Origin of the sequence: Methylobacterium sp. Leaf123 (assembly GCF_001423405.1) — a bacterium.
In the GTDB taxonomy this organism is placed as follows: domain Bacteria; phylum Pseudomonadota; class Alphaproteobacteria; order Rhizobiales; family Beijerinckiaceae; genus Methylobacterium.
This window is the reverse complement of the sequence record NZ_LMNS01000004.1, coordinates 70,089-94,995: the sequence shown is the minus strand read 5'-3', so window position 1 is coordinate 94,995 and position 24,907 is coordinate 70,089. Positions and strand designations below refer to the sequence as shown.

At 70.2% G+C, this 24,907-nt stretch carries 25 protein-coding genes; 14 read left to right on the top strand and 11 right to left on the bottom strand.

Annotated features, from left to right (window positions below):
• Positions 1–35: 35 nt before the first annotated feature.
• Positions 36–884 (bottom strand): tetratricopeptide repeat protein, encoded by an 849-nt coding sequence (locus ASF53_RS05570; protein ID WP_056195171.1) that lies wholly within the window; start codon positions 882–884, stop codon positions 36–38.
• A gap of 97 nt (positions 885–981) precedes the next feature.
• Between ASF53_RS05570 and ASF53_RS05565 the strand changes: the two genes are divergently transcribed.
• The gene (locus ASF53_RS05565) at positions 982–2,391 is read left to right on the top strand and encodes a leucyl aminopeptidase family protein (protein WP_056195168.1); all 1,410 of its coding nucleotides are present in this window, start codon (positions 982–984) and stop codon (positions 2,389–2,391) included.
• A 68-nt stretch (positions 2,392–2,459) separates the two neighbouring features.
• Here ASF53_RS05565 and ASF53_RS05560 read toward each other — a convergent pair whose 3' ends face one another.
• Both ASF53_RS05560 and ASF53_RS05555 read right to left on the bottom strand, forming a co-directional pair.
• Entirely contained in the window at positions 2,460–2,744 is a 285-nt protein-coding gene (locus tag ASF53_RS05560) for a hypothetical protein (protein WP_056195557.1), read from the bottom strand.
• 174 nt (positions 2,745–2,918) lie between these two features.
• Positions 2,919–3,752: a cold-shock protein gene (locus ASF53_RS05555; protein WP_056195164.1), complete on the bottom strand. Its 834-nt coding sequence runs from the start codon at positions 3,750–3,752 to the stop codon at positions 2,919–2,921.
• A gap of 380 nt (positions 3,753–4,132) precedes the next feature.
• On the opposite strand from ASF53_RS05555, the gene ASF53_RS05550 reads away from it, so the two are divergent.
• On the top strand, positions 4,133–4,609 hold the full coding sequence (locus ASF53_RS05550; RefSeq protein ID WP_003606671.1) for a response regulator: 477 nt from the start codon (positions 4,133–4,135) through the stop codon (positions 4,607–4,609).
• Between the two features lie 15 nt (positions 4,610–4,624).
• Here ASF53_RS05550 and ASF53_RS05545 read toward each other — a convergent pair whose 3' ends face one another.
• The gene (locus tag ASF53_RS05545) at positions 4,625–5,572 is read right to left on the bottom strand and encodes a metallophosphoesterase family protein (protein WP_056195161.1); all 948 of its coding nucleotides are present in this window, start codon (positions 5,570–5,572) and stop codon (positions 4,625–4,627) included.
• Positions 5,573–5,966: 394 nt separating this feature from the next.
• Between ASF53_RS05545 and ASF53_RS05540 the strand changes: the two genes are divergently transcribed.
• From ASF53_RS05540 to lpxK, 3 genes are read left to right on the top strand one after another with little or no spacing between them, the layout of a single operon-like run.
• Positions 5,967–6,713 (top strand): lysophospholipid acyltransferase family protein, encoded by a 747-nt coding sequence (locus ASF53_RS05540; RefSeq protein ID WP_056195159.1) that lies wholly within the window; start codon positions 5,967–5,969, stop codon positions 6,711–6,713.
• A complete protein-coding gene (locus ASF53_RS05535; RefSeq protein WP_056195156.1) occupies positions 6,710–8,014 on the top strand; it encodes a 3-deoxy-D-manno-octulosonic acid transferase in 1,305 nt (434 codons plus the stop codon). The genes ASF53_RS05540 and ASF53_RS05535 overlap by 4 nt, the downstream gene beginning before the upstream one ends.
• 7 nt (positions 8,015–8,021) lie before the next feature.
• Positions 8,022–9,005 (top strand): tetraacyldisaccharide 4'-kinase, encoded by a 984-nt coding sequence (lpxK, locus tag ASF53_RS05530; protein ID WP_056195153.1) that lies wholly within the window; start codon positions 8,022–8,024, stop codon positions 9,003–9,005.
• 12 nt (positions 9,006–9,017) lie between these two features.
• Here lpxK and ASF53_RS05525 read toward each other — a convergent pair whose 3' ends face one another.
• Both ASF53_RS05525 and ASF53_RS05520 read right to left on the bottom strand, forming a co-directional pair.
• The gene (locus tag ASF53_RS05525; RefSeq protein WP_056195150.1) at positions 9,018–9,443 is read right to left on the bottom strand and encodes a hypothetical protein; all 426 of its coding nucleotides are present in this window, start codon (positions 9,441–9,443) and stop codon (positions 9,018–9,020) included.
• Entirely contained in the window at positions 9,440–9,664 is a 225-nt protein-coding gene (locus tag ASF53_RS05520) for a DUF2093 domain-containing protein (protein ID WP_056195146.1), read from the bottom strand. Before ASF53_RS05520 ends, ASF53_RS05525 begins: the two co-directional genes overlap by 4 nt.
• A gap of 156 nt (positions 9,665–9,820) precedes the next feature.
• On the opposite strand from ASF53_RS05520, the gene cdd reads away from it, so the two are divergent.
• The 4 genes from cdd to deoA are packed head-to-tail and all read left to right on the top strand — an operon-like array spanning position 9,821 to position 13,111.
• A complete protein-coding gene (cdd, locus tag ASF53_RS05515) occupies positions 9,821–10,234 on the top strand; it encodes a cytidine deaminase (protein ID WP_056195143.1) in 414 nt (137 codons plus the stop codon).
• Positions 10,224–11,036, top strand: a complete 813-nt coding sequence (locus ASF53_RS05510; protein ID WP_056195140.1) for a purine-nucleoside phosphorylase — start codon at positions 10,224–10,226, stop codon at positions 11,034–11,036. Before cdd ends, ASF53_RS05510 begins: the two co-directional genes overlap by 11 nt.
• 9 nt (positions 11,037–11,045) lie before the next feature.
• A complete protein-coding gene (deoC, locus tag ASF53_RS05505; RefSeq protein ID WP_056195133.1) occupies positions 11,046–11,807 on the top strand; it encodes a deoxyribose-phosphate aldolase in 762 nt (253 codons plus the stop codon).
• Entirely contained in the window at positions 11,804–13,111 is a 1,308-nt protein-coding gene (gene deoA, locus ASF53_RS05500) for a thymidine phosphorylase (protein WP_056195130.1), read from the top strand. Before deoC ends, deoA begins: the two co-directional genes overlap by 4 nt.
• A gap of 23 nt (positions 13,112–13,134) precedes the next feature.
• Here deoA and ASF53_RS05495 read toward each other — a convergent pair whose 3' ends face one another.
• The 4 genes from ASF53_RS05495 to dnaK form a co-directional block, all read right to left on the bottom strand.
• On the bottom strand, positions 13,135–13,461 hold the full coding sequence (locus ASF53_RS05495) for a hypothetical protein (RefSeq protein WP_056195127.1): 327 nt from the start codon (positions 13,459–13,461) through the stop codon (positions 13,135–13,137).
• Between the two features lie 259 nt (positions 13,462–13,720).
• The gene (locus ASF53_RS05490) at positions 13,721–14,377 is read right to left on the bottom strand and encodes a class I SAM-dependent methyltransferase (RefSeq protein WP_056195124.1); all 657 of its coding nucleotides are present in this window, start codon (positions 14,375–14,377) and stop codon (positions 13,721–13,723) included.
• Between the two features lie 158 nt (positions 14,378–14,535).
• Positions 14,536–15,693 (bottom strand): molecular chaperone DnaJ, encoded by a 1,158-nt coding sequence (gene dnaJ, locus ASF53_RS05485; protein WP_056195122.1) that lies wholly within the window; start codon positions 15,691–15,693, stop codon positions 14,536–14,538.
• Positions 15,694–15,943: 250 nt separating this feature from the next.
• A complete protein-coding gene (gene dnaK, locus ASF53_RS05480; protein ID WP_056195119.1) occupies positions 15,944–17,863 on the bottom strand; it encodes a molecular chaperone DnaK in 1,920 nt (639 codons plus the stop codon).
• A gap of 332 nt (positions 17,864–18,195) precedes the next feature.
• Between dnaK and ASF53_RS05475 the strand changes: the two genes are divergently transcribed.
• The 5 genes from ASF53_RS05475 to ASF53_RS05455 all read left to right on the top strand — a co-directional run bounded on the left by ASF53_RS05475 (position 18,196) and on the right by ASF53_RS05455 (position 23,192).
• Positions 18,196–19,272 (top strand): hypothetical protein, encoded by a 1,077-nt coding sequence (locus tag ASF53_RS05475; protein ID WP_056195117.1) that lies wholly within the window; start codon positions 18,196–18,198, stop codon positions 19,270–19,272.
• Positions 19,273–19,374: 102 nt separating this feature from the next.
• Entirely contained in the window at positions 19,375–21,690 is a 2,316-nt protein-coding gene (locus ASF53_RS05470; protein ID WP_056195115.1) for an FdhF/YdeP family oxidoreductase, read from the top strand.
• Positions 21,691–21,830: 140 nt separating this feature from the next.
• Positions 21,831–22,523, top strand: a complete 693-nt coding sequence (locus tag ASF53_RS05465; protein WP_056195112.1) for a PspA/IM30 family protein — start codon at positions 21,831–21,833, stop codon at positions 22,521–22,523.
• 31 nt (positions 22,524–22,554) lie between these two features.
• Positions 22,555–22,827 carry a YiaA/YiaB family inner membrane protein gene (locus ASF53_RS05460; RefSeq protein WP_056195109.1) on the top strand — a complete coding sequence of 91 codons (273 nt, stop codon included), beginning with the start codon at positions 22,555–22,557 and terminating at the stop codon, positions 22,825–22,827.
• A 71-nt stretch (positions 22,828–22,898) separates the two neighbouring features.
• Entirely contained in the window at positions 22,899–23,192 is a 294-nt protein-coding gene (locus ASF53_RS05455; protein WP_012254285.1) for an RNA polymerase sigma factor region1.1 domain-containing protein, read from the top strand.
• On the opposite strand, the gene recN is transcribed toward ASF53_RS05455, so the two are convergent.
• Positions 23,189–24,901 (bottom strand): DNA repair protein RecN, encoded by a 1,713-nt coding sequence (recN, locus tag ASF53_RS05450; protein ID WP_056195106.1) that lies wholly within the window; start codon positions 24,899–24,901, stop codon positions 23,189–23,191. The two genes, ASF53_RS05455 and recN, sit on opposite strands and share 4 nt — an antisense overlap.
• Positions 24,902–24,907 lie beyond the last annotated feature (6 nt).

Sequence of the window (24,907 nt, the reverse complement as noted above, 5' to 3'; positions counted from 1 at the left end):
GGTTTCGTCAAGGTCGGCGGGCAAAGATGACGGCTTTACTGGATCGACGACCGTGCGAGCTGCCGCCCCGGCGTCGCAGCGGAGGCCTGGGCCGTCTTCGGCGCCGCGCGACGGGCCGCCATGGCGCGCATCTCGCGCATGTTGGCCGCCGCTTCCGCCGGGCCGAGATCCTGGGCCAGCACCTGCTCGGCCTCGTCGTAGCGGCCCTTGAGGCCGAGCACCAGAGCGAGGTTCTGACGCACGCGGGCATCGGCCTTCGGCTGGGCCACGGCGAGGCGCAGGGTGGTCTCGGCCTCGTCGAGCCGGCGGGAGAGTGCGTAGGACAGGCCGAGATTCGACAGGATCCGCGGCTCGTTCGGCGCGATCTTGAGGGCGGTGTCGTAGAGATTCTGTGCCCGAACGTGGTCGCCGGTCTCGTCGGCCACCATCCCCTGCGCCGAGAGCACCCGCCAATCGGGCTGGGCCGGGCTGTGGGCGTTCTGAAGGACCTCGTTGGCCTCCTGGTAGCGGCCGGCATCGGCGAGGCTCTTGCCGTAGGCGGCGAGCACCACCTTGTCCTTCGGGTTGCGCAGGGCGATCTGCTGCAGCACTGCCACGGCCTGTGATTTCTGGTCGGTCGCCCGCAGGGCCGCGGCGTAGCGCATGGCGGAGCGCACGTCGTTCGGGTCCGCGTTGTAGCGCGCTGCCAGGGCATCGACTTCGGCGCGGGGCGAGCGTTCGGGACGGTTCGCGCCGAGCAGGTTGAGGCCGCCGATCGAGCCGGTCGTCTCGGGCGAGCGGCTCTGGCAGCCGGCCAGCCCGAGGCCGACGAGGGCCAAGGCGAGGAGACGGCGTGTCCGGACCATTCCAGGCTGGCTCGGAGCCGCGCTGCCAATGCCGGTCATGGTGTCCTCTCCCCCCAATGCCACGGCCGGCGCTTGCGCCGTACCGATGGCGGGGTGATAGAGCGTTAACCCTAATGGCCGGTTAAGCTTATTTTCCATGTCCGAACCTCAGACCCCGCACGGCCCCTCCCTCCTCGAAGCAGGCGCGGACGCGGTCCCGATCCGCTGCGTGACGCAGGCAGGATGGGACGAAGTCGCGGCCGGATTGCCGCCGCTCCAGCGCAGCTTTGCCGAGGCCACCGGCTTTGCCCCAAAGGCCGGCCGCGTCGCCCTCCTGCCGGGCGAGGACGGGAGGCTCGGCCGCGTGCTGTTCGGCCTGGGCGACGCGAAAGCGGCCGGCCGCGACCGCTTTCTCGCCGGCAAGCTGCCGGGCGCCCTGCCCCCCGGCGATTACCGATTCGAGCCGTGCGATGGTCTCGATGAGCGGGAGGCGGCGCTGGCCTGGCTGCTCGGCAGCTACCGGTTCGAGCGCTACCGCAAGCCGGGCGAGCCGCGTCCGCGCCTCGTCGCCCCGGACGGAACCGACGCGGCGGCGATCGAACGGCTCGCGGCTGCGGTCGCGGCCGGACGCGACCTCATCAACACCCCGGCGAACGATCTCGGACCGGCCGAGGTCGAGACGGCCGTGGGGGCTCTGGGCGAGCGGTTCGGTGCGGCGGTCTCCGTCACCGTCGGCGCGGATCTCGAGAAGGAATTTCCTCTCGTCCATGCCGTGGGCGTCGCCTCGCCGCGGGCGCCCCGCCTCATCGATCTGACCTGGGGGGCCGAGGATGCACCGCGGGTGACGCTGGTCGGCAAGGGTGTCGTGTTCGACACCGGCGGGCTCGACATCAAGCCGGCCTCCAACATGCTGCTGATGAAGAAGGATATGGGCGGCGCCGCCGCGGCCCTGGCGGCGGCCGAGATGATCATGGGCGCCGGCCTGCCCATCCGGCTGCGGCTGATCGTGCCGAGCGTCGAGAACGCCATTGCCGGTGATGCCTTCCGCCCCGGCGACGTGATCCGCTCCCGCGCCGGCCTCACCGTCGAGATCGGCAACACCGATGCGGAGGGGCGGCTGATCCTCGCCGACGCGCTGGCGTTGGCCGATGCCGAGGAGCCGGACCTCCTCCTCGATTTCGCGACGCTGACCGGCGCCGCCCGCGTGGCGCTGGGCCCGGATCTGCCAGCCTTTTTCACCGAGGACGAGGGGCTGGCAACGGCGGTCGCGGAAGCGGGCCTGCGCGTCAACGATCCGGTCTGGCGCCTGCCCCTGCACCCGCCCTATGCCAGCCTGCTCGATTCGAAGGTCGCCGACCTCAACAACGCGCCGGGCGGCGGCTTTGCCGGGGCGATCACGGCCGCCCTGTTCCTGCGCCGCTTCGTGCGCCGGACCCAGGCGCACGTGCATTTCGACCTCTACGGCTGGAATCCCTCGACCAAGCCCGGCCGGCCGGAGGGCGGCGAGGTCCAGACCGCCCGCCTCGCCTATGCCCTGGTGGCCGAGCGCTACGGCCGCGACGTCTGACGGCTTCCCAAGTGGGGCGGCGGCCATCGCCGCTCCGGTCGTGTTCTGCGCTTGCGGGTGATCGCGGCTCAGCGCCGTCCGGTCGGATGCGCGGGGGTCGGCAACTGCCGCTCCTGAACCCGCGCCACGCTCGGCGGGAGCCCCTCCTCCGGCTTGGCCGCGCCCGGTGCCCCCGGCACGGACGGATCCCGGCCGCCGCGCTCGAACGCCCAGCCGGCATTCACGCCCGCGTAGAAGCCGGAGAAATCCTCCGCAGCGGCAGATGCCGTGCACAGGAGGAACAAGCCGAGCGCGCTGGCGCATCGTCCTGGATATCGGATCCACGACGATGCTCCAGCCTCTTGTTCTCGCATCATCTTTTTCCGAAAGCCGGCAACCACCTTTCGGGACGATGCTCTCACGGTCCGACGCATCGTGTTTTCCCTCATCGTCATCGTCGTTGACGGCCAGCCCGACAAACGAAAACGGCGGCCCTGAGGCCGCCGCTTCGTAAGCTTCCGTTCGGGCCGCTGCGCGACCCGCGTCGATTAGTATTCGACGGTGATGCTCGAGGCCTCGCGGCCCTTCTGGCCCTCGACGACTCCGAGGGTGACCTGCTGGCCTTCGGCCAGCGAGTCGAGGCCGGCGCGCGAGAGCGCAGAACGGTGGACGAACACGTCCTTGCCGCCGTCGTTCACCGAGACGAAACCGAAGCCCTTGGCCGGGTCGTACCACTTCACGGTGCCGGTCATCTCGACCGACGGGCCGGAGGCGAAGCGTCCACCGCCGCCGCCAGCACCCGCGCCGCCGAAGCGATCACGGCTGCCGCCACCGAAACGGTCGCCGCCGCCGCCGCCGAAGCGGTCACCACCGCCACCGCCGCCGAAGCGATCACCACCGCCGCCGAAGCGCGGGGCCTCGCGCCGGGGCGGAGCCGCCTCGGCCGTGGAGGTGTCGACGCTGTTCACTGCGGTGACCTGCGGGCCCTTCTGGCCCTGCGCGGTCTGGACCGTCAGGCGTGTGCCGGGAAGGAGGTCGTCGTGACCGGCGGCCTCGACCGCGCGGATGTGGAGGAAGGCATCGCCCGAGCCGTCGCCGAGCTCCACGAAGCCGAAGCCCTTCTCCTTGTTGAACCACTTGACCGTCGCATCACGCTCCGGTCCCGTCGGTGCAGCTGCCGCGCGGGCCGGGCCGCGGTCGAAGCCGCCACCACCGCCGCCGAAACCACCACCGCCGCCGCCGAAGCGGTTGCCGCCGGCGCTACCGCCGCCGCCGAAGCGGTCACCACCGCCCGGGGGCAGTTCGTCGGGCCAACGCGGCTCGGAACCACCCTCGTCGAAGCCGCGCTTCTGCGGCCCCCTGAAATCACGACCACGTCCCATTGAAAGCTCGCAAAAACCGTCCGCCCGCCAAGTCTCGAATACCGCGTGCGCGCTATCTCGAGACAGCCGACGCGCCGCACTATCATCCCCCCGGCTGCGGCTACCGGGAGCGATGCCTCAGGTCTGACGCAATCCCGCCCATACCGCAAGGTTCTTCTAACCGATCCATGCTGCGGGCTCCGCATTTTCGCGGTGAAACGGCGTAGCTACCCCCTTTGGGATACAATCCGTTCCCGATCCCGCATGCACCCAAGGGAAGCGGAGGGGACGATTGTTGCCGATGATTCCCGCGTACCGGGCTGCGCTTTAGGAAAACGCAAACCCAACGGGGCTAGTCTGGCCGCGAAACCGCCCGGATTCGAGCCGGGCGCCGGCTGCCGATGATCGCAACTCCGACCTTCCCGGATCTCTCCGCCCTCGTCGTGGACGAGAGCCTCTACATCCGCCGCATCGTGCGCGACATGCTGATGCGCGTCGGCATCAAGCGCGTGCTGGAGGCGCCCGACGGCGCGGAGGCGCTCGGCGTGCTCGCCGAGAGCAAGCCCGATCTCACGATCATCGATTGGGACTTGGCGATTCTGTCGGGCGAGGAGTTCATCCGGCTCGCCAGAACCCCGGCCACCTCGCCCTCGCCGACGGTGCCGATCATCCTCATGCTGGCCCAGCCGCGCCGCAACGTGGTCGATCGGGCGATCGCGCTGGGCGTCAACGAGATCATCTCCAAGCCGTTCTCGCCCAAGACCCTGTGGTCGCGGCTCGACGAAGTGATCAACCGGCCGCGGCCGTTCTCGCAGGTCAAAAGCCTGCTGCGCCCCCTGCCCCGGGCCAACGGCCTCTCGAAGATGGGCGCGCTCTGACCCGACCGGGTCGGCTCAGATGTGGCGCGGTCGCCGCCGATGGATCAGCCCGATCCGGTCCGCGGGCGGCGTCTCGATGTCGAAGCCCGACAGCTCGCCGATCCCGCCCACCTCGTCGAGGCCGCGCTCGGTCACCGCGATTCGGAAGCCGTTCTCGCCCGGCGTGACCGTGTAGAGGTAGTAGGAGGCGCGCCGGTTGGTGAGCAGGGTGCGCGCCGAGGCCGAAGGCGCGCCGACCACCGGCACCGGCCGCCCGTCGGGCCCGGTGATCTGAGCCACGGTGCCGACATGGTTGTGCCCGTGCAGGATCAGGTCCGCCCCGGCCCGGCCGATCATCGCGGCGAAGGCGGCTGCGTCCTTCAGCTCGCGTCCCGAGGCCGCCCCGCCCGGATGGGGTGGGTGGTGGATCATCACCACGCGGCAGGGCCGATCCGGCGCTGTGGCGAGGTCGCGCAGCACGCGCTCGGCCGCCTCGATCTGCACCGGCCCAAGCCGGCCGCTGGCGACGAACGGCTTGGTCGGGATCGCCGAGGACAGCCCCACCAGGGCGAGCGGCCCGCGCCGCCGCAGATACGGAAACAGGCGGATCTGCCCGTCATCGGCTTCGGTCCAGCCACCGCAGGCGGCGAGCAGCCCCTCCAGCGAGCCGCGGACATAGGCGTCGTGGTTGCCCGGCACGAAGCTCACGCGATCCGCCGGACCCAGCGCTTCGAGAAACACCCGGGCGCTCTCCCACTCGTCCGGAAGGCCGAGATTGCACAGGTCGCCGGTGCAGGCGACGTGGTCGACGCCCTGGCCGTGCAGGTCGGCCACGAGGGCGCCGAGCAGGTCCATGTCGTGGTGGCGTCCGCGGCCCCGGCGCCAGTTCACGTAGCCGGTCGCCCGCTTGCTGAGAAGCTGGCGCAGCCGCGGCCGCGGCAGCGGTCCGACATGGGGATCGGTGAGATGAGCAAGACGGAACATACGCCACCCCGCATCGCGGCAACGCGCGCCGGCGTCAATATCGGGCATCCTGTTCCTCGCCCAGCCTCAAGCGCCGGCGGCCGCGGCCTTGGCTTTACGCTCCGCTCCGTGTTCGAGCGACCGTTCCGGTCCTCGAACCCGCGCCGCGGAGCACTCTTCGCGCCCGGCATGCGGTGCCATCACGCTTCGCGCGATGGCCCTGTTCTGCCGCATCGCGCCCCTGGCGCGGACTTCGCTTCCTGTTTTTGGCCTCCTATCACACAGGTTACGATGTGAGGCCCGCTCCGTTGCGTCCGTCATACGGTCGGGTCTAGACAGCCGCCGACCCCGCATCTCAGCGCGGGAGGCCGACGGTCGGTCGATTGAGCGAATCGGGACAGAGCGGTCGGAACCCATGGGCCTGATCAAGACCATCGGCCGCAAGCCGAGCGTCCAATGGGTGCTCAGCCATCTGGCCTCGGGCTATCTCCGGCTCGTCCGGCGCACCAACCGCTTCACCCTGGAGCCGGCCGACGCCTATGCCCGGCTCGATGCGTACGGCCCCTTCATCGCGGCGATGTGGCATGGCCAGCACATCATGATCTCGTTCATGAGCCGCCCGCAGGACCGTGTCGCCACGATCATCTCCCGCTCGCCCGACGGCAACATCAACTCCATGGCCCTGACGCGGATGGGGGTGCGGGTGATGCGCGCCTCCGGGGCCCGCGGTCGCGCGGTCAAGGACGCCCGCGCCAAGGGCGGCGCCGAGGGCCTGCGGGCCATGGTCAAGGCGCTGAAGGGCGGCGAGACCGTCGCGTTCTCGGCCGACGTGCCCAAGGTCTCGCGGGTTTGCGACGCCGGCATCATCCTGCTAGCGCGCTTTTCCGGCGCGCCCATCGTCCCGGTGGCGGTGGTGACGAGCCGGCACATCCGCTTCAATTCCTGGGACCGGGCCTGCCTCGGCCTGCCCTTCGGCCGCGGCGCCATGGTGTTCGGCGAAGCCACCTTCGTCCCCCGTGAGGTCACGCCCGAGGAGGTCGATGCCCTGCGGCAGCGGGTGCAGGCCGAGCTGAACCGCGTCCATGATCGGGCCTACACCCTCGTCGGCCGGCCGGACCGGGTCGGCGTGTCCGCGCCCGCATCCCAGGGCAGCCCGGCGTGAGGGTCCCGAAGCTTCCCGTCGCCCTGCGCGCCTACCGCTACGGACTCTATCTCGGCGAACCCGCCGTGGCCGGGCTGCTGGCTTGGCGCTCGCGCCGGGGTAAGGAGGATCCGGTCCGGCTCGCCGAGCGCCGCGGCCTGCCCGGCCGGGCGCGGCCGGTGGGCCACCTCGTCTGGATGCACGGGGCGAGCATCGGCGAGGCGCTCTCCCTCGTCGGGCTGATTGAGGGCATGATCGCCCGTGGCTGCTCGGTTCTCGTCACCACCGGCACCCGCAGCGCCGCCGACCTGCTGAGCAAGCGCCTGCCCCCCGGCGCCGTGCATCAATACATGCCGCTCGACGCGCCGCGCTGGATCGAGCGTTTCCTGGCGCATTGGCAGCCCGATCTGGCCATCGTCGCCGAATCCGAGATCTGGCCCAACACCATCGTGTCGCTGCACCGACGGGGCATCCCGCTGGTGCTCGTCAACGGCCGGATGTCGGAGCGCTCGTTCAAGGCCTGGACCCGCTCGCCCGACACCGCGCGGGCGCTGCTGGCGCGGATCGCGGTCTGCCTCGTCCAGACCCGCGAGGACGGCGAGCGCTTCGCCCGGCTCGGCGCCCCGCGCATCAATGTCGTCGGCAATCTCAAATACGATTCGGCCGTGCCACCCGCCGATTCCCAGCAGCTCGCCTATCTCGGCGACATGATCGGGGATCGGCCCGTCTGGGTCGCGGCCAGCACCCATTCCGGTGAGGACGAGGTCGTCGCCCGTGTCCATGCCGGCCTGAAGCAGCGTTTCCCGCGCCTGCTGACGGTGATCGTGCCGCGCCATCCGCGCCGGGGCGAGGAGGTGGCGCGGATCGCCGCCGCCGCCGGCCTGCGGGTGAGCCGGCGCGCCAAGGGCGGACGCCCGCTGCCCTCCATCGACCTCTACGTGGCCGACACGATCGGCGAACTCGGCCTGTTCTACCGGCTTTGTCCGCTCGTCTTCCTCGGCGGCTCGCTGGTGCCGCATGGGGGGCAGAACCCGATCGAGCCGGTGCGCCTGGACAGCGCGATCCTGCACGGGCCGTATATCCACAACTTCCACGAACCCTACGGCGCGCTCGACACCAGGGGCGGCGCGCGCACGGTCACGGACGAGGCCGAGCTTCAGAAGGCCGTCGGCGAATTGGTCGCCGACCCGCGCGCGCTGGCGGCGATGTGGGCCAAGGGGCAGGCCGCACTCCTGCCGTTCGAGGGCGCGGTGGGGCGCACCTTCGCGGTGCTCGAACCCTATGTCGCGCAGATGAAGCTCTCCGCGCGCGAGCGCGACTGAGGCCGCGATGCGCCCGCCCGGCTTCTGGTCCCGGCCGCCCACGCATCCGCTCGCCCGGCTGCTGGCCCCCGCCGGTCGGGTCTATGGCGGGCTGACCGCGAACCGCATGGACAGGCCCGGCGCGGCACCGCCCTGCCCGGTCCTGTGCGTGGGCAACTTCACCCTCGGCGGCGCCGGCAAGACGCCGACGGCCCTCGCCCTCGTCCGCCTGCTGCGCGATCTCGGCCGAACGCCCGCCCTGCTCAGCCGGGGCTATGGCGGGCGGCTCGCCGGGCCGCTGGTCGTCGATCCCGCCCGGCACGGGGCGGCGGAGGTCGGCGACGAACCGCTGCTTCTGGCGCGGGCTGCGCACACCATCATCGCCCGCGACCGCCCGGCCGGCGCTCGCCTCTGCGCCGCCTCCGGCGCCGACGTGATCGTCATGGATGATGGCCTTCAGAATCCGAGCCTGACCAAGACGCTCGCGCTCGCCGTGGTCGATGGTGGTGCCGGTTTCGGCAACGGCCTGCCCTTCCCCGCCGGGCCGCTGCGCGCGCCGCTGGCCCGGCAATGGCCCCATATCGCCGGCCTCGTGCTGGTCGGCGAGGGCGCCCCCGGTGAGGCGACGGCGATAGAGGCGGAGAACCGCGGCCTACCGGTCCACCGCGCCCGTCTCATGCCCGAGGCCGAGCCGGACTGGGCCGGCCGCCGCGTCGTCGCCTTTGCCGGAATCGGCCGTCCGCAAAAATTCTTCGAGACGCTGCGGGGCCTGGGCGCCGAGATCGTAGCGGAACGGGCCTTTGCCGACCATCACCCCTACCGGCCGGGGGATTGGGCGGCTTTGTCGGCGCTCGCCGCGCGCGAGGGCGCCCGCCTCGTCACGACGGAGAAGGACGCGGTGCGCCTGCCGGCCGAGGCCCGCGCGGCGGTGGCGGTGCTGCGGGTCGCCCTCGTTTTCGCAGATGAAACGCGTCTCAGCCGTCAGCTCGCAGCAGCGTTCCCACGCGCCTGAAGCGGGCGCCCCTCAGGGACACGGACCGAAATCGGTCCGACTCCAGCGGTCCACGGTGCGCCGGCCGGCGATGGCCGTGTCGCATTGCGTGTAGCCGCGATCGGTTAGGATGGCCCGCCACGTCATCAGGTACGGGATGGGCAGGAGGAGCATCAGCGGAATGCTGCTGAACGCCGCCATCATGAGACGCCCGTCGCCGCGTGCCGTCCCATTCGGCCGCAGCAGCATGGCCGCGAAGGCGCCGAGCCCGATCGCCCCCGGCAGGGCTGCGGGCGCGTGGCTCGACACCTCGATCCACGCGTCGCCGGCCGAAAGACCGGTGAGGATCGCGCTGAAATCGCTGACGGCGATGAAGAGCAGGCCCGCCGCCCCCGCGAGGAGGCCGAGTCCGACCCAGTCGGTCGAGGTCGGGCATCGGAACGCCCGTCGTGCCCTCAACGCGCCGCGCCGATCTCCTTGAGGCGCTGCATCGCCGCCTCCGGGGTGGCATAGGCCTCCTGGCGATCGACGTTCCAATAGCGCAGGGCGTCGAGGGCGATCGGCTCGCCGGTCACGGCGCAGCGCACATAGGTGCCGGGCTTGACCACCCGCATGGTGCCGTCGCCATACTCGACCTTGGCTTCGCCGCTGGTCGATCCCCGATCGTAGCGTCCGAGCATTGTGTGGGCTCCCGGTGCCGCGCCCGCGCGCTTGGCCTACCTTACTTGGCCTGCCTTAGAAGCCGTGCGCGCCGCTGTCGACCGTTGCCCCCTCGACAGGGCCCCTTTCCTCGGGCCAAACCGCAGGATGCACCGCGAACCGCTCAGGCCCCATCCGTGACCGAGCCCGATTTCGACGCCCTGTTCGCGGCCGCCGCTGCCGTGCGCGCACAGGCGCATGCGCCCTATTCGGGTTTCGCCGTCGGCGCTGCTTTGGTGGACGATGCCGGCCGCCTCCATGCCGGCTGCAACGTCGAGAACGCCGCCTACCCGGTCGGCACCTGCGCCGAGGCCGGTGCCATCGCCGCGATGATCGCGGCCGGCGGCCGGCAGATCCGGGCGATTCTCGTCCTGGCCGACAGTCCCACCCCGGTGACGCCCTGCGGCGCCTGCCGCCAGCGCATCCGGGAATTCGCGCATCCCGACACGCCGATTCTCTCGGCCGGTCTCGACGGCGTGCGGGCGCGCTACACGCTGGAGCAGTTGCTGCCCGCCTCCTTCGGCCCGGAGCATTTCGTCCATGGCGCCTGAAGACGCGGCCATCGCCCATCTGCGCGCGGAAGGCTTCTCCGGCCCCTATGCCCTGACGATCGTCACGGGGACCGGGCTCGGCGCCCTGGTCGAGGCGGTCGAGGATCGTGTCAGCCTCGATTACGGGGCGATTCCCGGCTTTCCCGCGCCCGGCGTCAGCGGCCATGGTGGGCGGCTGCATCGCGGGCGCCTCGCGGGGCGGCCGGTGCTGGTGTTCGAGGGGCGGACCCACGCCTACGAGACCGGCAACGCCGCCGCCATGCGCGTGCCGCTCGCCGCCGCGCGGGCGCTCGGCGCGGCGCGGCTGCTGCTCACCAACGCCGCCGGTTCGCTGCGCCCGGAGATCGGCCCCGGCCGCCTCGTGATGCTGGCGGACCATATCAACCTGTCCGGCCTCAACCCCCTGATCGGCGAGCCGAGCGACGGCCGCTTCGTGCCGATGACGGAGGCCTATGATGCGGGCTTGCGCGCTCACTTGAGCGCGGCGGCCGAGGCGATCGGCCTGCCGCTGCCGTCGGGCGTCTACGCGTGGTTCTCCGGCCCGAGTTTCGAGACGCCGGCCGAGGTGCGCATGGCCGGGATTCTCGGCGCCGACCTCGTCGGCATGTCCACGGTGCCCGAGACGATCCTCGCCCGGTTCCTCGGCCTGCCGGTGGCGGCGATCTCCGTGGTGACGAACCTTGCGGCGGGGATCGCGGGCGGCGACCCGCACCACGCCGAGACCAAAGTGGTGGCCGCTCGCGCCGGGGTGGATCTCGCCCGCCTCGCTGCGGTCTTCGCCGGCCGGCTGCCCGAAGCGTAGGGAACACGGATGACCGCTTCAGCCCCCCTTCCCCCGCAGGATGCGATTCATGTGGCGCGCCGCGCCCTGCCGTTGCTCGATCTCACCGATCTCGGCGACGCCTGCACCGCCGCCGCCATCGAAGACCTGTGCGGCAAGGCCCGCGCGAGCCGGGTCGCGGCCGTCTGCGTCTGGCCGCTTTTTGTTGCCGACTCGGTCCGCGGCCTTCGCGGCAGCGGTGTGCGGGTCGCCACTGTCGTCAACTTCCCCGAAGGTGGCGAGGCGGTGGAGCGCACGGTCGCGGAGACCCGGGCCACGCTCGCGGACGGCGCCGATGAGATCGATCTCGTCCTGCCCTATCGCGCGCTGATGCGCGGCGATGCGGCGAGCGCCCGCGCCATGGTCGAGGCCGTGCGCGCAGCCTGCGTAGGCCTGCTTCTCAAGGTGATCCTGGAGACCGGTGAACTCGGAGACCCGGCGCTGATCGCGCAGGCGAGCCGCCTGTCGCTCGAAGCCGGGGCCGATTTCATCAAGACCTCCACCGGCAAGACGGCGGTCTCCGCGACGCTGCCGGCCGCCGAGATCATGTTGGACGCGATTCGCGCGCATGGGGGCGAGCGGCCGGCAGGGCTCAAGGTCTCGGGCGGCCTGCGCCGGGTTGAGGACGCCGCCGCGTATCTGGCGCTCGCCGACCGGATCATGGGGCCGGACTGGGTAAGCCCGAACACCTTCCGCATCGGAGCCAGCGCGCTCCACGCCGAACTCGTGCGCGCCGAGGAGGCCGCCCGATGAGGCTTCCCCAGGAGATCATCCGCGACAAGCGCGACGGACGCGCCCTGTCGGAGGCCGACATCACCGGCTTTATCGAGGGGCTGACGCGGGATCAGGTCACCGAGGGGCAGGCCGCGGCGTTTGCCATGGCGGTGTTCTTCCGCGGCCTCTCCCTCGACGAGCGCGTGGCGCTGACCCGCGCCATGACGCATTCGGGCACGGTGCTCGCGTGGGATCTGCCCGGCCCCGTCCTCGACAAGCACTCCACCGGCGGCGTCGGCGACACCGTGAGTCTTCCGCTTGCCGCCATGGTCGCGGCCTGCGGCGGCTACGTGCCGATGATCTCCGGGCGCGGCCTCGGGCATACCGGCGGCACGCTGGACAAGCTCGCGAGCATCCCCGGCTACGATGTGACGCCGGGCCTCGACCGCTTCCGCACGGTCACGGCCGAGGTCGGTTGCGCCATCATCGGCCAGACCGCCGACCTCGCACCCGCCGACCGGCGCCTCTACGCGATCCGCGATGTGACCGGGACGGTGGAATCGCTCGACCTCATCACCGCGTCGATCCTGTCGAAGAAGCTCGCGGCGGGGCTCCAGGGTCTCGTCATGGACGTGAAGACCGGCTCCGGCGCCTTCATGGCCCGCCGCGAGGAGGCGCGGGCGCTCGCCGAGAGCATCGTGACGGTCGCCAACGCGGCGGGTCTCCGCACGCGCGCGCTCATCACCGATATGGATGCCCCGCTCGCCTCCTGCGCTGGCAACGCGGTCGAGGTGGCCTATGCCGTCGATTACCTCACCGGTCGCGCCCGCGAACCGCGCTTCCACGCCGTGACCCTGGCGCTGGCCGCCGAGATGTTGGTGATCGGAGGCTTGGCCGCGGATGTCGCGGAGGCCGAGGGGCGGCTGACGGCGGCGCTCGAATCAGGCCGGGCCTGCGAAGCCTTCGCGCGGATGGTGACGGCGCTGGGCGGCCCCGGCGATTTCGTCGAGGCGGCAGACCGGCACCTGCCCCCAGCACCGGTCGTGCGGCCGGTGCCGGCGCAGGAAGCGGGCGTGGTGGGGGCGGTGGAGACCCGCGCCATCGGCCTCGCGGTGATCGCCCTCGGCGGCGGGCGCACCCGGCCGCAGGATGCGATCGACGCCCGCGTCGGCTTCACCGGCCTCGCGCGGCCGGGGGACCGGCTGGCACCGAACGATCCGATCGGCATCGTCCACGCCGCGGACGAGGCGGCCGCCGAGCGGGCCGCGGTATCGCTGCGGGCGGCCTATCGAATCGGCGCAACTCCGGAGCCGCGCGAGGCCGTGCAGGAACGGCTGGGCTGAGCAGTTTCAGCCCAGCTCACGCGCTACCAGTGGTGGCGGTGGCCCCAGTGCCGGCGATGATGGCCCCAGTGGCCGTGATGGTGATGGCGGTGGCCCCAGTGGCGGCGGTGATGCCCCCAATGGCCGTGATGATGGTGGCGGTGGCCCCAATGGCGGGGATGGTGACGGTGGCCGAAATGGTGGTGGTGCCTCTGCACGGTCTCGACCGTCGCGTCCGAGGCGAGGGCCGCTTCCGGCGCCGGTGCGAGCGGGGTGGCTTGGGCGGTGCTGCCGCCGAACAGGCCGCCGGCCATCAGGGCCAGTGCGGCGAAGGCGAAGCGGGTTCGACGCGCCGAGGATGTGTCCGACATCGTGTGACCTCCGTTCATCCGGCCGTTCCAACGGCCTTGAGGACGAAGCTAGGAGCCGGCGGATGAACGGGTACTGAGCACGATCCGAACAATCGGAAACAAGTCCGCTCGAACCCACCGGACACATTTTGAAGGCGAGGCCGCGTCGTCCGGATCGCGCCGGAGATCGCCCGACACCATTCGGGTCAGGTCAGCCGCTGTTCAAAGAAGTTCGGGGGCGGCAGAGCCGGCTGTCCGCGGCTCGGCTTGGCGTTCAGGATCAGACCGTGCCGGCCTTCGGCTCGGGACGCCGATAGACCCAGACGCGGGCCGGGGGCAGGTTGAGCCAGACGCGGTTGGAGCGGCTCGCGGTGTAGCTGCCCGCTTCGCATTTCGCCGGGATCGGCGGGACCACGGCGTAGGTGAACTGCACGAACGGCGCGCCGGGATGCATCAGGTCGTGGGCGCCCTGCAGCAATTCGAAGCGCTGCTCCAGCGGCTTGGTGAACAGGGGCAGGCTGGAGATCGTCGCGGCGCAGGGGCTGCTGAGCCGGTCGCGCAAAGTCTCGCGGATCCGGTAGGCGTCGCCGCAGATCACGGTCACGCCGGGGAAGCGGCGGCGGAGCAGCGTGCAGAAATCGGGATTGAACTCGACGAGGACGAGCCGGTCCTGATCGAAGCCGCGGCGAATCAGGGCTTCGGTCACCGGGCCGGTGCCCGGTCCGAGCTCGATCACGGGGCCGCTGACATTCGGGTCGGCATAGGCGGCCATGGTGCGCGCCAGCATCCGCCCCGAGGGGGTCACCGCGCCCGTGACGAGCGGGCGCTCGAACCAGGAGCGCAGAAAGCGCGCCTCGTCCTCCAAGGGGTCCTTGCGCTCACGGACGACGCGCGCAGCGGAGACGGCTCGGGCACTGGAACGGCGAAGCGGCGGCACGTCCGAAGGTCCTCGGCTCATCATGGATCGAACAGGCTAGACGACGAAAACCCGTAGGCAGTCAAGCTTCGCCGTACGATGCTGGGCGTGGGACCGCAGCTTTAAGCCGCGGTCATAACCGGTGGAACAGGGGGTTTGATCCCGTGCGCCGTGAGCGATCACGCCCGCGTCGCGCCGCTCACGAAGAAGTCACGCACCTTCGAGAAAAACCCGGCGCTTTCCGGGTGATTCTCGTCCGAAGCGCTCTGGTCGAACTCCTGCAACAGCTCGCGCTGGCGTTTGGTGAGATTCTGCGGCGTTTCCACAGAGACCTGGATGTAGAGGTCGCCGACCTCCCGCGAGCGCAGCACCGGCATGCCCTTGCTCTTGATGCGGAACTGCTTGCCCGTCTGGGTGCCCGCTGGGATCCGCACTTGGGTCTGCGAGCCGTCGATCACCGGCACGGTGATTTCGCCCGAAAGCGCCGCCGTCACCATCGAGATCGGCACGCGGCAGAACAGGTCGGCTCCGTCGCGCTGGAAGAACGCGTGCGGCTTGATCGAGAGGAACACGTAGAGGTCGCCCGAAGGCCCGCCACGCATGCCGCTCTCGCCCTCGCCCGCCAAGCGGATGCGCAGCCCGTCATCGACACCGGCCGGGACGTTGATCGACAGCGTGCGCTCGCGGTTGACCCGGCCCGCACCGGAACAGGCCGTGCAGGGATCGTCCACGACCTCGCCGCGGCCGTGGCAGTTCGGGCAGGTCCGCTCGATGGCGAAGAAGCCCTGCGCCGCCCGCACCCGGCCGTAGCCGCCGCAGGTCGAGCAGGTGCGCGGCTTCGAGCCGGCCTTGGCGCCCGTCCCCGAACAGGTCTCGCAGGCGATCGAGGTCGGGATGCGGATGGTCTCGGTCTTGCCCGCAAACGCCTCTTCGAGGCTGATTTCGAGGTTGTAGCGCAGGTCCGAACCGCGCTCGCGGCCCGGCGCACCGCCGCGCCCGCGTCCCGCCGCGCCGCCGGGTGCGGCGCGCCCATCCCCGAAGAAATTCTCGAAGATGTCCGACATGAAGTCGCCGAACTCGTTGCCGAATCCGGGGCCGCCTGCGCCGCCCTGGCTGAAGGCGGCGTGACCGAACCGGTCATAGGCCGCGCGCTTCTGGCCGTCGGAGAGGCACTGATAGGCCTCGTTGACTTCCTTGAACTTGATCTCGGCTTCCTTGTCGCCGGGATTGCGGTCCGGGTGATGCACCATGGCCAGCTTGCGGAAGGCGATCTTCAGCTCGCTCTCCGAGGCCGTCTTCGCGACGCCCAAGACCTCGTAATAGTCCCGCTTCGACATTCCCGGCCTCTGGAGCCTCTCGTTCGCGTCGGCTGCCGGCTCGCTGACCGGCATTCCTGCCGGATTTTGGCCGCGCCGCGATCCGCCTCCCGACTCGAACGGGACTGGCCGGATCGACCTTCGCTTCTATCGGAGCCCGGCATGGTTGATCCCCGAGCCTTGCCCGAGGATCAAGCCGTCCGCGCTAATGACGATGAAAATATTGTCGGGAGCGGCGCTGGCGCACCGCTCCCGAACCGTCCCTGCGGACTTACGCGCGCTTCTTGCGCTCGTTCTCATCCACTTCCTGGAAGTCGGCGTCGATGACGTCGTCCTTCTTCTCATCCGCGGACGCGGCACCTTCGGCGCCGGGCGCACCCTCGGTCTGCGAGGCGGCGTACATCGCCTCGCCGAGCTTCATCGAGGCCTGCATCAGGTCGTTGGTCTTGGCCTTGATGCCCTCGGCGTCCTCACCTTCCAGCGCAGCGCGCAGGGCGGTGATGGCGGACTCGATGGCGCCCTTGTCGGCGGCCGAGACCTTGTCGCCGTATTCCGACACCGATTTCTCGGTGGCGTGGATCAGGCTCTCGCCCTGGTTCTTCACCTCGACCAGCTCACGCCGCTTCTTGTCCGCCTCGGCATTGGCCTCGGCGTCCTTGACCATCTTCTCGATGTCGGCGTCCGACAGGCCGCCGGAGGCCTGAATCCGGATCTGGTGCTCCTTGTTCGTCGCCTTGTCCTTGGCCGTCACGTTGACGATGCCGTTGGCGTCGATGTCGAAGGTCACCTCGATCTGCGGCATGCCGCGGGGCGCCGGCGGGATGCCGACGAGATCGAACTGGCCGAGCAGCTTGTTGTCCGCCGCCATCTCGCGCTCACCCTGGAAGACCCGGATGGTGACCGCGTTCTGGTTGTCCTCGGCCGTGGAGAAGACCTGGGACTTCTTGGTCGGGATCGTGGTGTTGCGGTCGATCAGGCGGGTGAACACGCCGCCCAGCGTCTCGATGCCGAGCGAGAGCGGGGTCACGTCGAGGAGCAGCACGTCCTTCACGTCGCCCTGGAGCACGCCGGCCTGGACCGCGGCGCCGATGGCGACGACCTCATCCGGGTTGACGCCCTTGTGGGGCTCCTTGCCGAAGAACGCCTTCACGACCTCCTGCACCTTGGGCATGCGGGTCTGGCCGCCGACGAGCACGACCTCGTCGATCTCGGAGGCCGAGACGCCGGCATCCTTGAGCGCCTTGCGGCACGGCTCGATCGTGCGCTGCACGAGGTCATCGACCAGCGACTCGAACTTCGCGCGGCTGAGCTTGAGCGCGAGGTGCTTCGGGCCGGAGGCGTCGGCGGTGATGTAGGGCAGGTTGATCTCGGTCTGGGTCGCCGAGGACAGCTCGATCTTCGCCTTCTCGGCGGCCTCCTTGAGGCGCTGGAGGGCGAGCTTGTCCTTGGTCAGGTCGATGCCCTGCTCCTTCTTGAACTCGGCGGTCAGGTATTCGACCACGCGGTTGTCGAAGTCCTCGCCGCCGAGGAAGGTGTCGCCGTTGGTGGACTTCACCTCGAACACGCCGTCGCCGATCTCGAGGATCGACACGTCGAAGGTGCCGCCGCCGAGGTCGTAGACCGCGATGGTGCCGGCCTTCTTCTTGTCGAGACCGTAGGCGAGCGCCGCCGCCGTCGGCTCGTTGATGATGCGCAGCACCTCGAGGCCGGCGATCTTGCCGGCATCCTTGGTGGCCTGACGCTGGGCGTCGTTGAAGTAGGCGGGCACCGTGATGACGGCCTGCGTCACCGGCTGGCCGAGATGCGACTCGGCCGTCTCCTTCATCTTCTGAAGGGTGAAGGCGGAGATCTGCGAGGGCGAGTACTTCTTGCCGTCGGCCTCGACCCAGGCGTCGCCGTTGTCGCCGCGGGCGATCTTGTAGGGCACGAGGCCCTTGTCCTTCTGCGTCAGCGGATCGTCGTAGGTCCGGCCGATCAGACGCTTGATCGCAAAGAACGTGCGCTCAGGATTGGTCACGGCCTGCCGCTTGGCGGGCTGGCCGACGAGGCGCTCCCCGTCATCCGTGAAGGCGACGATGGACGGGGTGGTGCGGGCGCCTTCCGCATTCTCGATGACCCGCGGCTGCGTGCCTTCCATGACGGCCACGCAGGAATTGGTGGTGCCGAGGTCGATACCGATCACTTTACCCATGGTGGGATCCCTCTGTTGGATTTTTCAAGCAGACCGCCGAGCCCCGAAGCAGCTCGACCCATGGCGGTTCAAAACATCAGGTTTGAGAACGGGATGGATCCGAAGCGCATCGCCCTGGCGGGCTGTGCTTCCCAGGCCTCGTCCCGTGTCCCGCCGCATATAAGAAGACGGCTACGCCGCCGCAAGAACGCGTCCGACGCTTGAGCGGCCAGCATCATCCTCCGGCGTGTCGGAGCCGATTTCCGAGGCCGATCCCGAGAGGAAGGCTTGTTTGTTGCCAGGCTGCCACGTCCGCGCCACGGGGGACGTGTTAGGACACCGGCATATGGCCCATGCATACCGCCCGTGAAGTGGCGTCAAACCGGGAGGCCGACCGCCTGATGATCCTGCCCGTCTCTGAGAGGGTTTTCGCGAAGAAGGCTTGCCCGTTGCGCGTCGCGACGGGGGCGTGGCTCGTGCTCGCCGGCCTGGCCGTGGTCCCGGCCACCCCCGCGCGGGCGCAGAACTTCTTCGAGGAGCTGTTCGGCATCGGGCGGGCGGCCCGTCCCCCGCAGCCGCCGCGCAACGTGCCGGTCCAGCCCGCGCCCCAACCGGTGGAGCCGGGCGCTCCGGCGCCGGGCGAAGGCGCGGAGACGCGGCCAAGCGTGCCGGCCCCGCCCCGCCAGCCCGTGGTGCTGCGGGTGCCGGCCGAGGATAATGTCGCGGGGCATGATCTGCTGCTGAACGGGCTGAATGGGTCGCTGAAGATCGAGCGGAGCGGCTCGGCCTACACCGCCCAGATGACGCTGCCGGGCACCAAGATCTCGCAGCCGACCGAGAACTGCACGGTCAAGCTCGATGGCGGCAAGCCGATGCCCCTGAGCGCCGAGGGCCGCGCCCAGGGCGTTTCCCGCTTCACGACGGCGAGCGCCGAATGCCCGCTGCGCTTCGAGATCCTCGACGGAAGCGTGCTCGCCACGCGGCTCGGCTCGGGCTCGGCCTGCACCTTCACGGCGGCGGATTGCGAGACGACACCCTCCGGCCTCTGGGGACCGAACGCCGCCGCGTTGCTGCCGCAGGCAGGCGAGTTCGACACCGCCCGCGGCATCGCCGACAAGGCGGTGCGGGACAATTACAAGATCATGACCCAGCGGGCGCGGGGCGGCGACATCCGCCCGATCGTGCAGGAGCAGGCGGCCTTCTCCTCCGATCGCGAGCAGGCCTGCCGGACCTATGCCCGCGAGGGCGCGCACGGCTATTGCCACCTACGCTTCACCGAGGCGCGGGCGATCGCGCTCGCGACCCGGCTCGGCGCCAACACCGCGACGCCGACAGCGTCGAATGCGCCGGCGCGGCCCCGCCGCAGCCGCGCACCGGTGGAGGGGATGAACCCGGACGCCCAAGGCGCAGAGCCCTTCGCCGACCAATAGACCGCGTGGCGCTTCCCGTAGCACCGTAGGCATCGTCGCACGGGAGGAACCCTGCGTTTGGCGCGACTGTTGGCCGGAGGTTCACGCGCAGCGAGCCCGGCCATGCCCGACGAGAAGATCGAAGCCTATACCGACCCGGCCGGCGGATGGGGCTCGGCCCGGTCGCTCATCGACATCCTGACCCGCGAGGAGATCCCGGCCTCCGGCGCGGCGATGCTGATGAAGCAGAACAAGCCGGGCGGCTTCATGTGCGTGTCCTGCGCATGGTCGAAGCCGGCCAAGCCCGCGACGTTCGAATATTGCGAGAACGGCGCCAAGGCGACCGCCTGGGAGCAGACCCGCAAGCGGATCGGCCCCGACTTCTTCGAGCGCCATTCGGTCACCGAATTGCTGACCTGGCCCGACTACGACCTCGAGGAGAAGGGCCGGCTCACGCACCCGCTGCGCTACGATCCGCAGCGGGACCGCTACGTGTCCGTTTCTTGGGAAGAGGCCTTCGCGGAGATCGGCCACGAGCTGAAGGCGTTGCGCGAGACCGATCCGAAATCGGCGGTGTTCTACTCGTCGGGCCGCGCATCGCTGGAGACGAGCTACATGTACGCGCTGTTCGCGCGGATGTACGGCAACAACAACCTGCCCGACTCCTCGAACATGTGCCACGAATCGACCTCGAAGGCCCTGCCGCAATCGATCGGCGTGCCCGTTGGCACCACGGTCTTGGAGGATTTCGAGACGACCGACCTGATCCTGTTCTTTGGACAGAATGTCGGTTCGAACGCGCCGCGGATGCTCCACCCGCTGCAGGACGCCCGGCGCCGGGGCGTGCCCATCATCACCTTCAACCCCCTGCGGGAGCGCGGGCTGGAGCGCTTCACCAACCCGCAATCACCCGTCGAGATGCTGACCCATTCCTCGACGCAGATCTCGACGCAGTACCATCAGGTGAAGGCCGGCGGCGACATCGCGGCGCTCGGCGGCATCTGCAAGGCACTCTTCGCCATGGACCGGCAGGCGCAAGCCGAAGGGCGCCCGTGCATCCTCGACATCGATTTCATCGCCGAACATACCCACGGCTTCGACAAGTTCGAAAAGTTCTGCGACCGGCTCGAATGGCCGGCGCTGGAGACGAAGTCCGGCCTGCGGCGCGAGGGGATGGAGGCGGCGGCTGCCGTCTATGCCCGCGCGCGGGCGGTGATCGGCATCTACGGGATGGGCCTGACCCAGCACCGTCGCGGCACCGAGACGGTGCAGATGTTCGTCAACCTTCTGCTTCTGCGCGGCAATATCGGCCGGCCCGGCGCCGGCATCTGCCCCGTGCGCGGCCACTCGAACGTGCAGGGCCAGCGCACGGTCGGCATCGCCGACGAGCCGTCGCTGGTGCCGCTCGATAAGCTCAAGGAGATGTACGACTTCGAGCCGCCCCGCGAGAAGGGGATGAACACGATCGAGACCTGCGAGGGCGTTCTCTCCGGCCACGTGAAGGCCTTCGTCGGGCTCGGCGGCAACTTCATCCGCGCGATCCCCGATACGAAGCGGATGGAGGAGGCGTGGCGCTCGCTGCGTCTCACGGTTCAGGTCTCGACCAAGCTCAACCGCTCGCACCTCGTGCATGGTGAGGTCGCCTACATCCTGCCCTGCCTCGGCCGGATCGAGGTGGACGAGCAGGCGAGCGGGCCGCAGGCCGTGTCGATGGAGGATTCGACCTCCTGCTTTCACGGCTCGCGCGGCGTCGCCCGGCCCGTGAGCGACCATGTGCGCTCCGAGCCCTGGATCGTGGCGCAGCTCGCCAAGGCGACGCTGCCGGCCAACCCCAAGGTCGATTGGAACGCCTGGGTCGGCGATTACGCACGGGTGCGCGACGCCATCGAGGCGACCTATCCCGACAAGTTCAAGAACTTCAACGCACGCCTGTTCGAGCCCGGCGGCCAGCACAAGCCGATCGCCGCCCGCGAGCGCAAATGGGAGACGCCGACCGGCAAGGCGAACTTCATCGTGCCGCCGGACGGGCTCGACATGGACCCGGACATGAAGAGCGACCGGCGCGACGTGCTCGACCTCATCACCCTGCGCTCGAACGACCAGTTCAACACCACGATCTACGGCTATCACGACCGCTTCCGCGGGGTGAAAGGCACCCGCCAAGTCCTGTTCATGAACGAGAACGACATCGAGCGGCTGCAACTTGCCGATGGCGAGACCGTCGATGTCGTGACCGAGGCCGCGGACGAGTTCGCCCGTGAGGTGAAAGGCCTGCGGATCGTCAAATACGACATCCCCGCGGGCAATTGCGCCGGCTACTATCCGGAGCTGAACGTGCTGATCCCGCTCTGGCACCACGATGCCCAGGCCAAGGTGCCGGCGGCCAAGGCGATTCCCGTGCGGATCGCCAAGGCAGCGGTGTTGGCTGTGAGGGATTGAGCCGGGGCTCAGCCGGCTCCGGCCGGTAGCCCCGAGCAGTCATACCAATTGTACAACGTGCAAAACATCAATTGCACGCTGTGCAAACAAGGCTCATCCATGAGGGCGTGACGACGCGGTCACGCCCTCGGAGTGATGCCATGTTGACGCTGTTGCGAACCCTCGCCCGCGGCGCTGCCGCCCAAGCCTGCGAGGAGGCCCACGACCGCCACGCCCTCCTCGTGCTCGATCAGCAGATCCGCGAGACCGCCGCCGACCTCGAGCGCGGCCGGCGGATGCTGGCTGCCGCCATGGCCGGGGACAGCGCGGAGGCGCGGCGTCTGGCACAGGTCGAGGCCCGTGCCGCCGACTTGGAGACCCGCGCCGTGGCGGCACTTGCAGCGGGCCGCGAGGATCTGGCCCGTGAAGCCGCCGAGGCGATCACAGGCCTCGAAGCCGAGCGGGACGCCTTTCGCGCCGCACGGGCGACGTTCGCGGCGGAGATGACACGGATGCGCGCCGTGCTCGCCGATGCGACGAGGCGGCAGGCGGCCCTGGAGCGCGGGCGGCGGGTGGCAGCGGCCTCCGAAGCGGTCCGGCGTCTGCGCCGGACGGAGAGCGTGCCGGATCGCGCGACGTTGCGGCAGGCCGAGGCGACGCTGGCCCGCCTTCAGCGGATTCAGGCCGAGGCAACGGATACCGACGACGCGCTGGCCGCGATCGAGACGCCCGAGGAGACCCTTGCCGAGCGTCTGGAACGCGAGGGCTTCGGGCCCCGCACACGCCCCTCCTCCGACGACGTGCTCGCCCGCCTGCGACGCCGCGTCGAGACCGACCGCGCCGCCTCCGCCTGATCCGCCCTCTCTCGTCCCAAGGAATCGCACCATGTCCCAAGACACTGCGCAGCATACCGGCGCCTGGGTCGTCTTCACCCAAGCCTCGTTCGTCGCCTCCGCCGCGCTGGTCGGCTTCGGCATCCTGTTCATGCCCCTCGACTTCTGGATGAAGGGCTATCTCGCCATGGGGACGGTGATGCTGATCCAGTCCTGCATCACCGCCACCAAGACGCTCCGCGACGTCCATGAGGGCCGCCGCATGGTCAACCGCCTGGAGGATGCCCGCACCGAGCGCCTGCTGATGTCGGTCGGCAAGGAGTGACGCGAGGAGACATGTAAGACGGTGGCCTCGGGAGACTCGACGCGCGCCCGCGGCGGTCCATATTCCGTGGTATGGACAGTTCGGACGGAGCTCACGCGCGACGGCAGGCGATCATCGATCGTCTGCTCAGCGACGCCCTGCGCCCGGCCGGCGGGATCGTGCTGCCGAGCCACGATGCCTTGCCGGCCGACATTCGCATGACGGTCGATCGCCTGCTCGCCAAGGCGGATGCGGAGCGCCGGCGCTCGCTGACCTATGACGATCTCGAAGAGGCGTTGCCGCCGCGCGACGTGACCGCCGACGATCTCGAAGCGATCTTCTGGGTGTTGGCGGAATACGGGATCGAGCTCGACGAGGGCGATTAGCCCTCGGCGCCCAGCAGGAGCCGGGCCGCCGCCGCACGCGCCTCGTCGGTGACGGTGGCGCCGGCCAGCATCCGGGCGATCTCTTCCCGGCGTGCATCCGCCGCGAGCCCGACGACGCGCGTCGTGACCCGGTCGGCGCTCTTCTCCCCGCCCTTGGCCGCTTTCCCTTTCGCGCCGTCCTTCACGCTGTCCTTGGCGATGCGGAAATGCGTCACGGCGCGAGCGGCGACCTGCGGTGCGTGAGTCACGGCCACCACCTGAACCTGTTCCGAGAGCCGGCCGAGCCGCGCGCCGATGGCGTCGGCCACGGCGCCGCCGAGGCCGGTATCGATCTCGTCGAAGATCAGCGTCGGTGCCGAGCCCTTGCCGGCGAGCACGACCTTGAGCGCCAGCATGAACCGGGACAGCTCGCCGCCGGAGGCGACTTTCATCATCGGACCGGCGCGGGTGCCGGGATTGGTCTGGGCCCAGAACTCGACCCGCTCGGTGCCGGCGGCATCGCGCGAGGCTTCGTCCACGGTGATCTGCGTGATGAAGCGGGCGCCCTCCAGCTTCAGCGGCGGCAACTCGGCCTGCACCGCCGCATCGAGCGCCTTGGCCGCCTTGCGGCGCCCGTCGCCGAGCCGCTTGGCCGCCTGGGCATAGGCCGTTTCCGCCGCCGCGAGTTCGGCCTCGAGCCCGGCCAGTGCCTGCTCGCCGGCATCGAGGGCGGCCACGTCCGCGTCGTAGCGGCTGCGCAGATCGGCAAGGTCGTCGGCTGGAACCGAATATTTCCGCGAGGCAGCGCGCAGGGCGAATAGGCGCTCCTCGACCCGCTCCAGCTCGCGCGGATCGAACTCGGCGGCGAGCACCGCGGCATCGAGGGCAGCCCGCGCTTCGTCCAGCGCGACGAGGGCCGCATCGAGGGCGGCGATGCTCGGATCGACGAGGGACGGCACCGTGCCGCTGCGCCGCTCGAGGCGGCGCACGGCGGAGGAGAGATGCGGCACGAGCGAGCCGGAGCCGCCGACGAGGTCGAGCGCCTCGTTCAACTCGCGGGCGACCTTCTCGCCCTGCTGCATCAGCGTACGGCGCTCGGCGAGCTTGGCCTCTTCGCCCGCCTGCGGATCGAGGGTGCCGAGTTCTTCCACCGCGTGGCGGAGGAAATCGGCCTCCTTCTGCGCGGCCTCGACCCGCTCGCGCTGCTCGGCGAGCGTCGAGCGGGCGGCGCGCACGCGTTTGGCGGCGGACGCCACCTGCGCAAGCGGGCCCTGAAGTCCGCCGAACGCGTCGAGGATGCTGCGATGGGTGGTGGGGTCAGCCAACGCCCGGTCGTCGTGCTGGCCGTGGATCTCGACGAGTGCCGTGCCGATCGCCCGCATGGTCTGCACGCCGACGGGCTGATCGTTGACGAAGGCGCGGGTGCGCCCGTCGGCGAACTGCGTGCGGCGCAGGATCAGGTCGCCGTCGGTGTCGATCTCGGCCGCGGCCGCGACGGCGCGGGCGGGGTGGTCGAGGGCCACGTCGAACACGGCGGTGACGCCGCCCTGCGCCTCCCCCTGCCGCACGAGACCGCCATCGCCGCGCCCCCCGAGCGCCAGGGCGAACGCGTCAAGCAGGATCGATTTGCCCGCACCGGTCTCGCCCGTGAGAACGGTGAGCCCCCCGGAGAAGGTCAATTCGAGCTTGTCGATCAGAACGATGTCGCGGATCGCGAGCTGGACGAGCATGAAGCG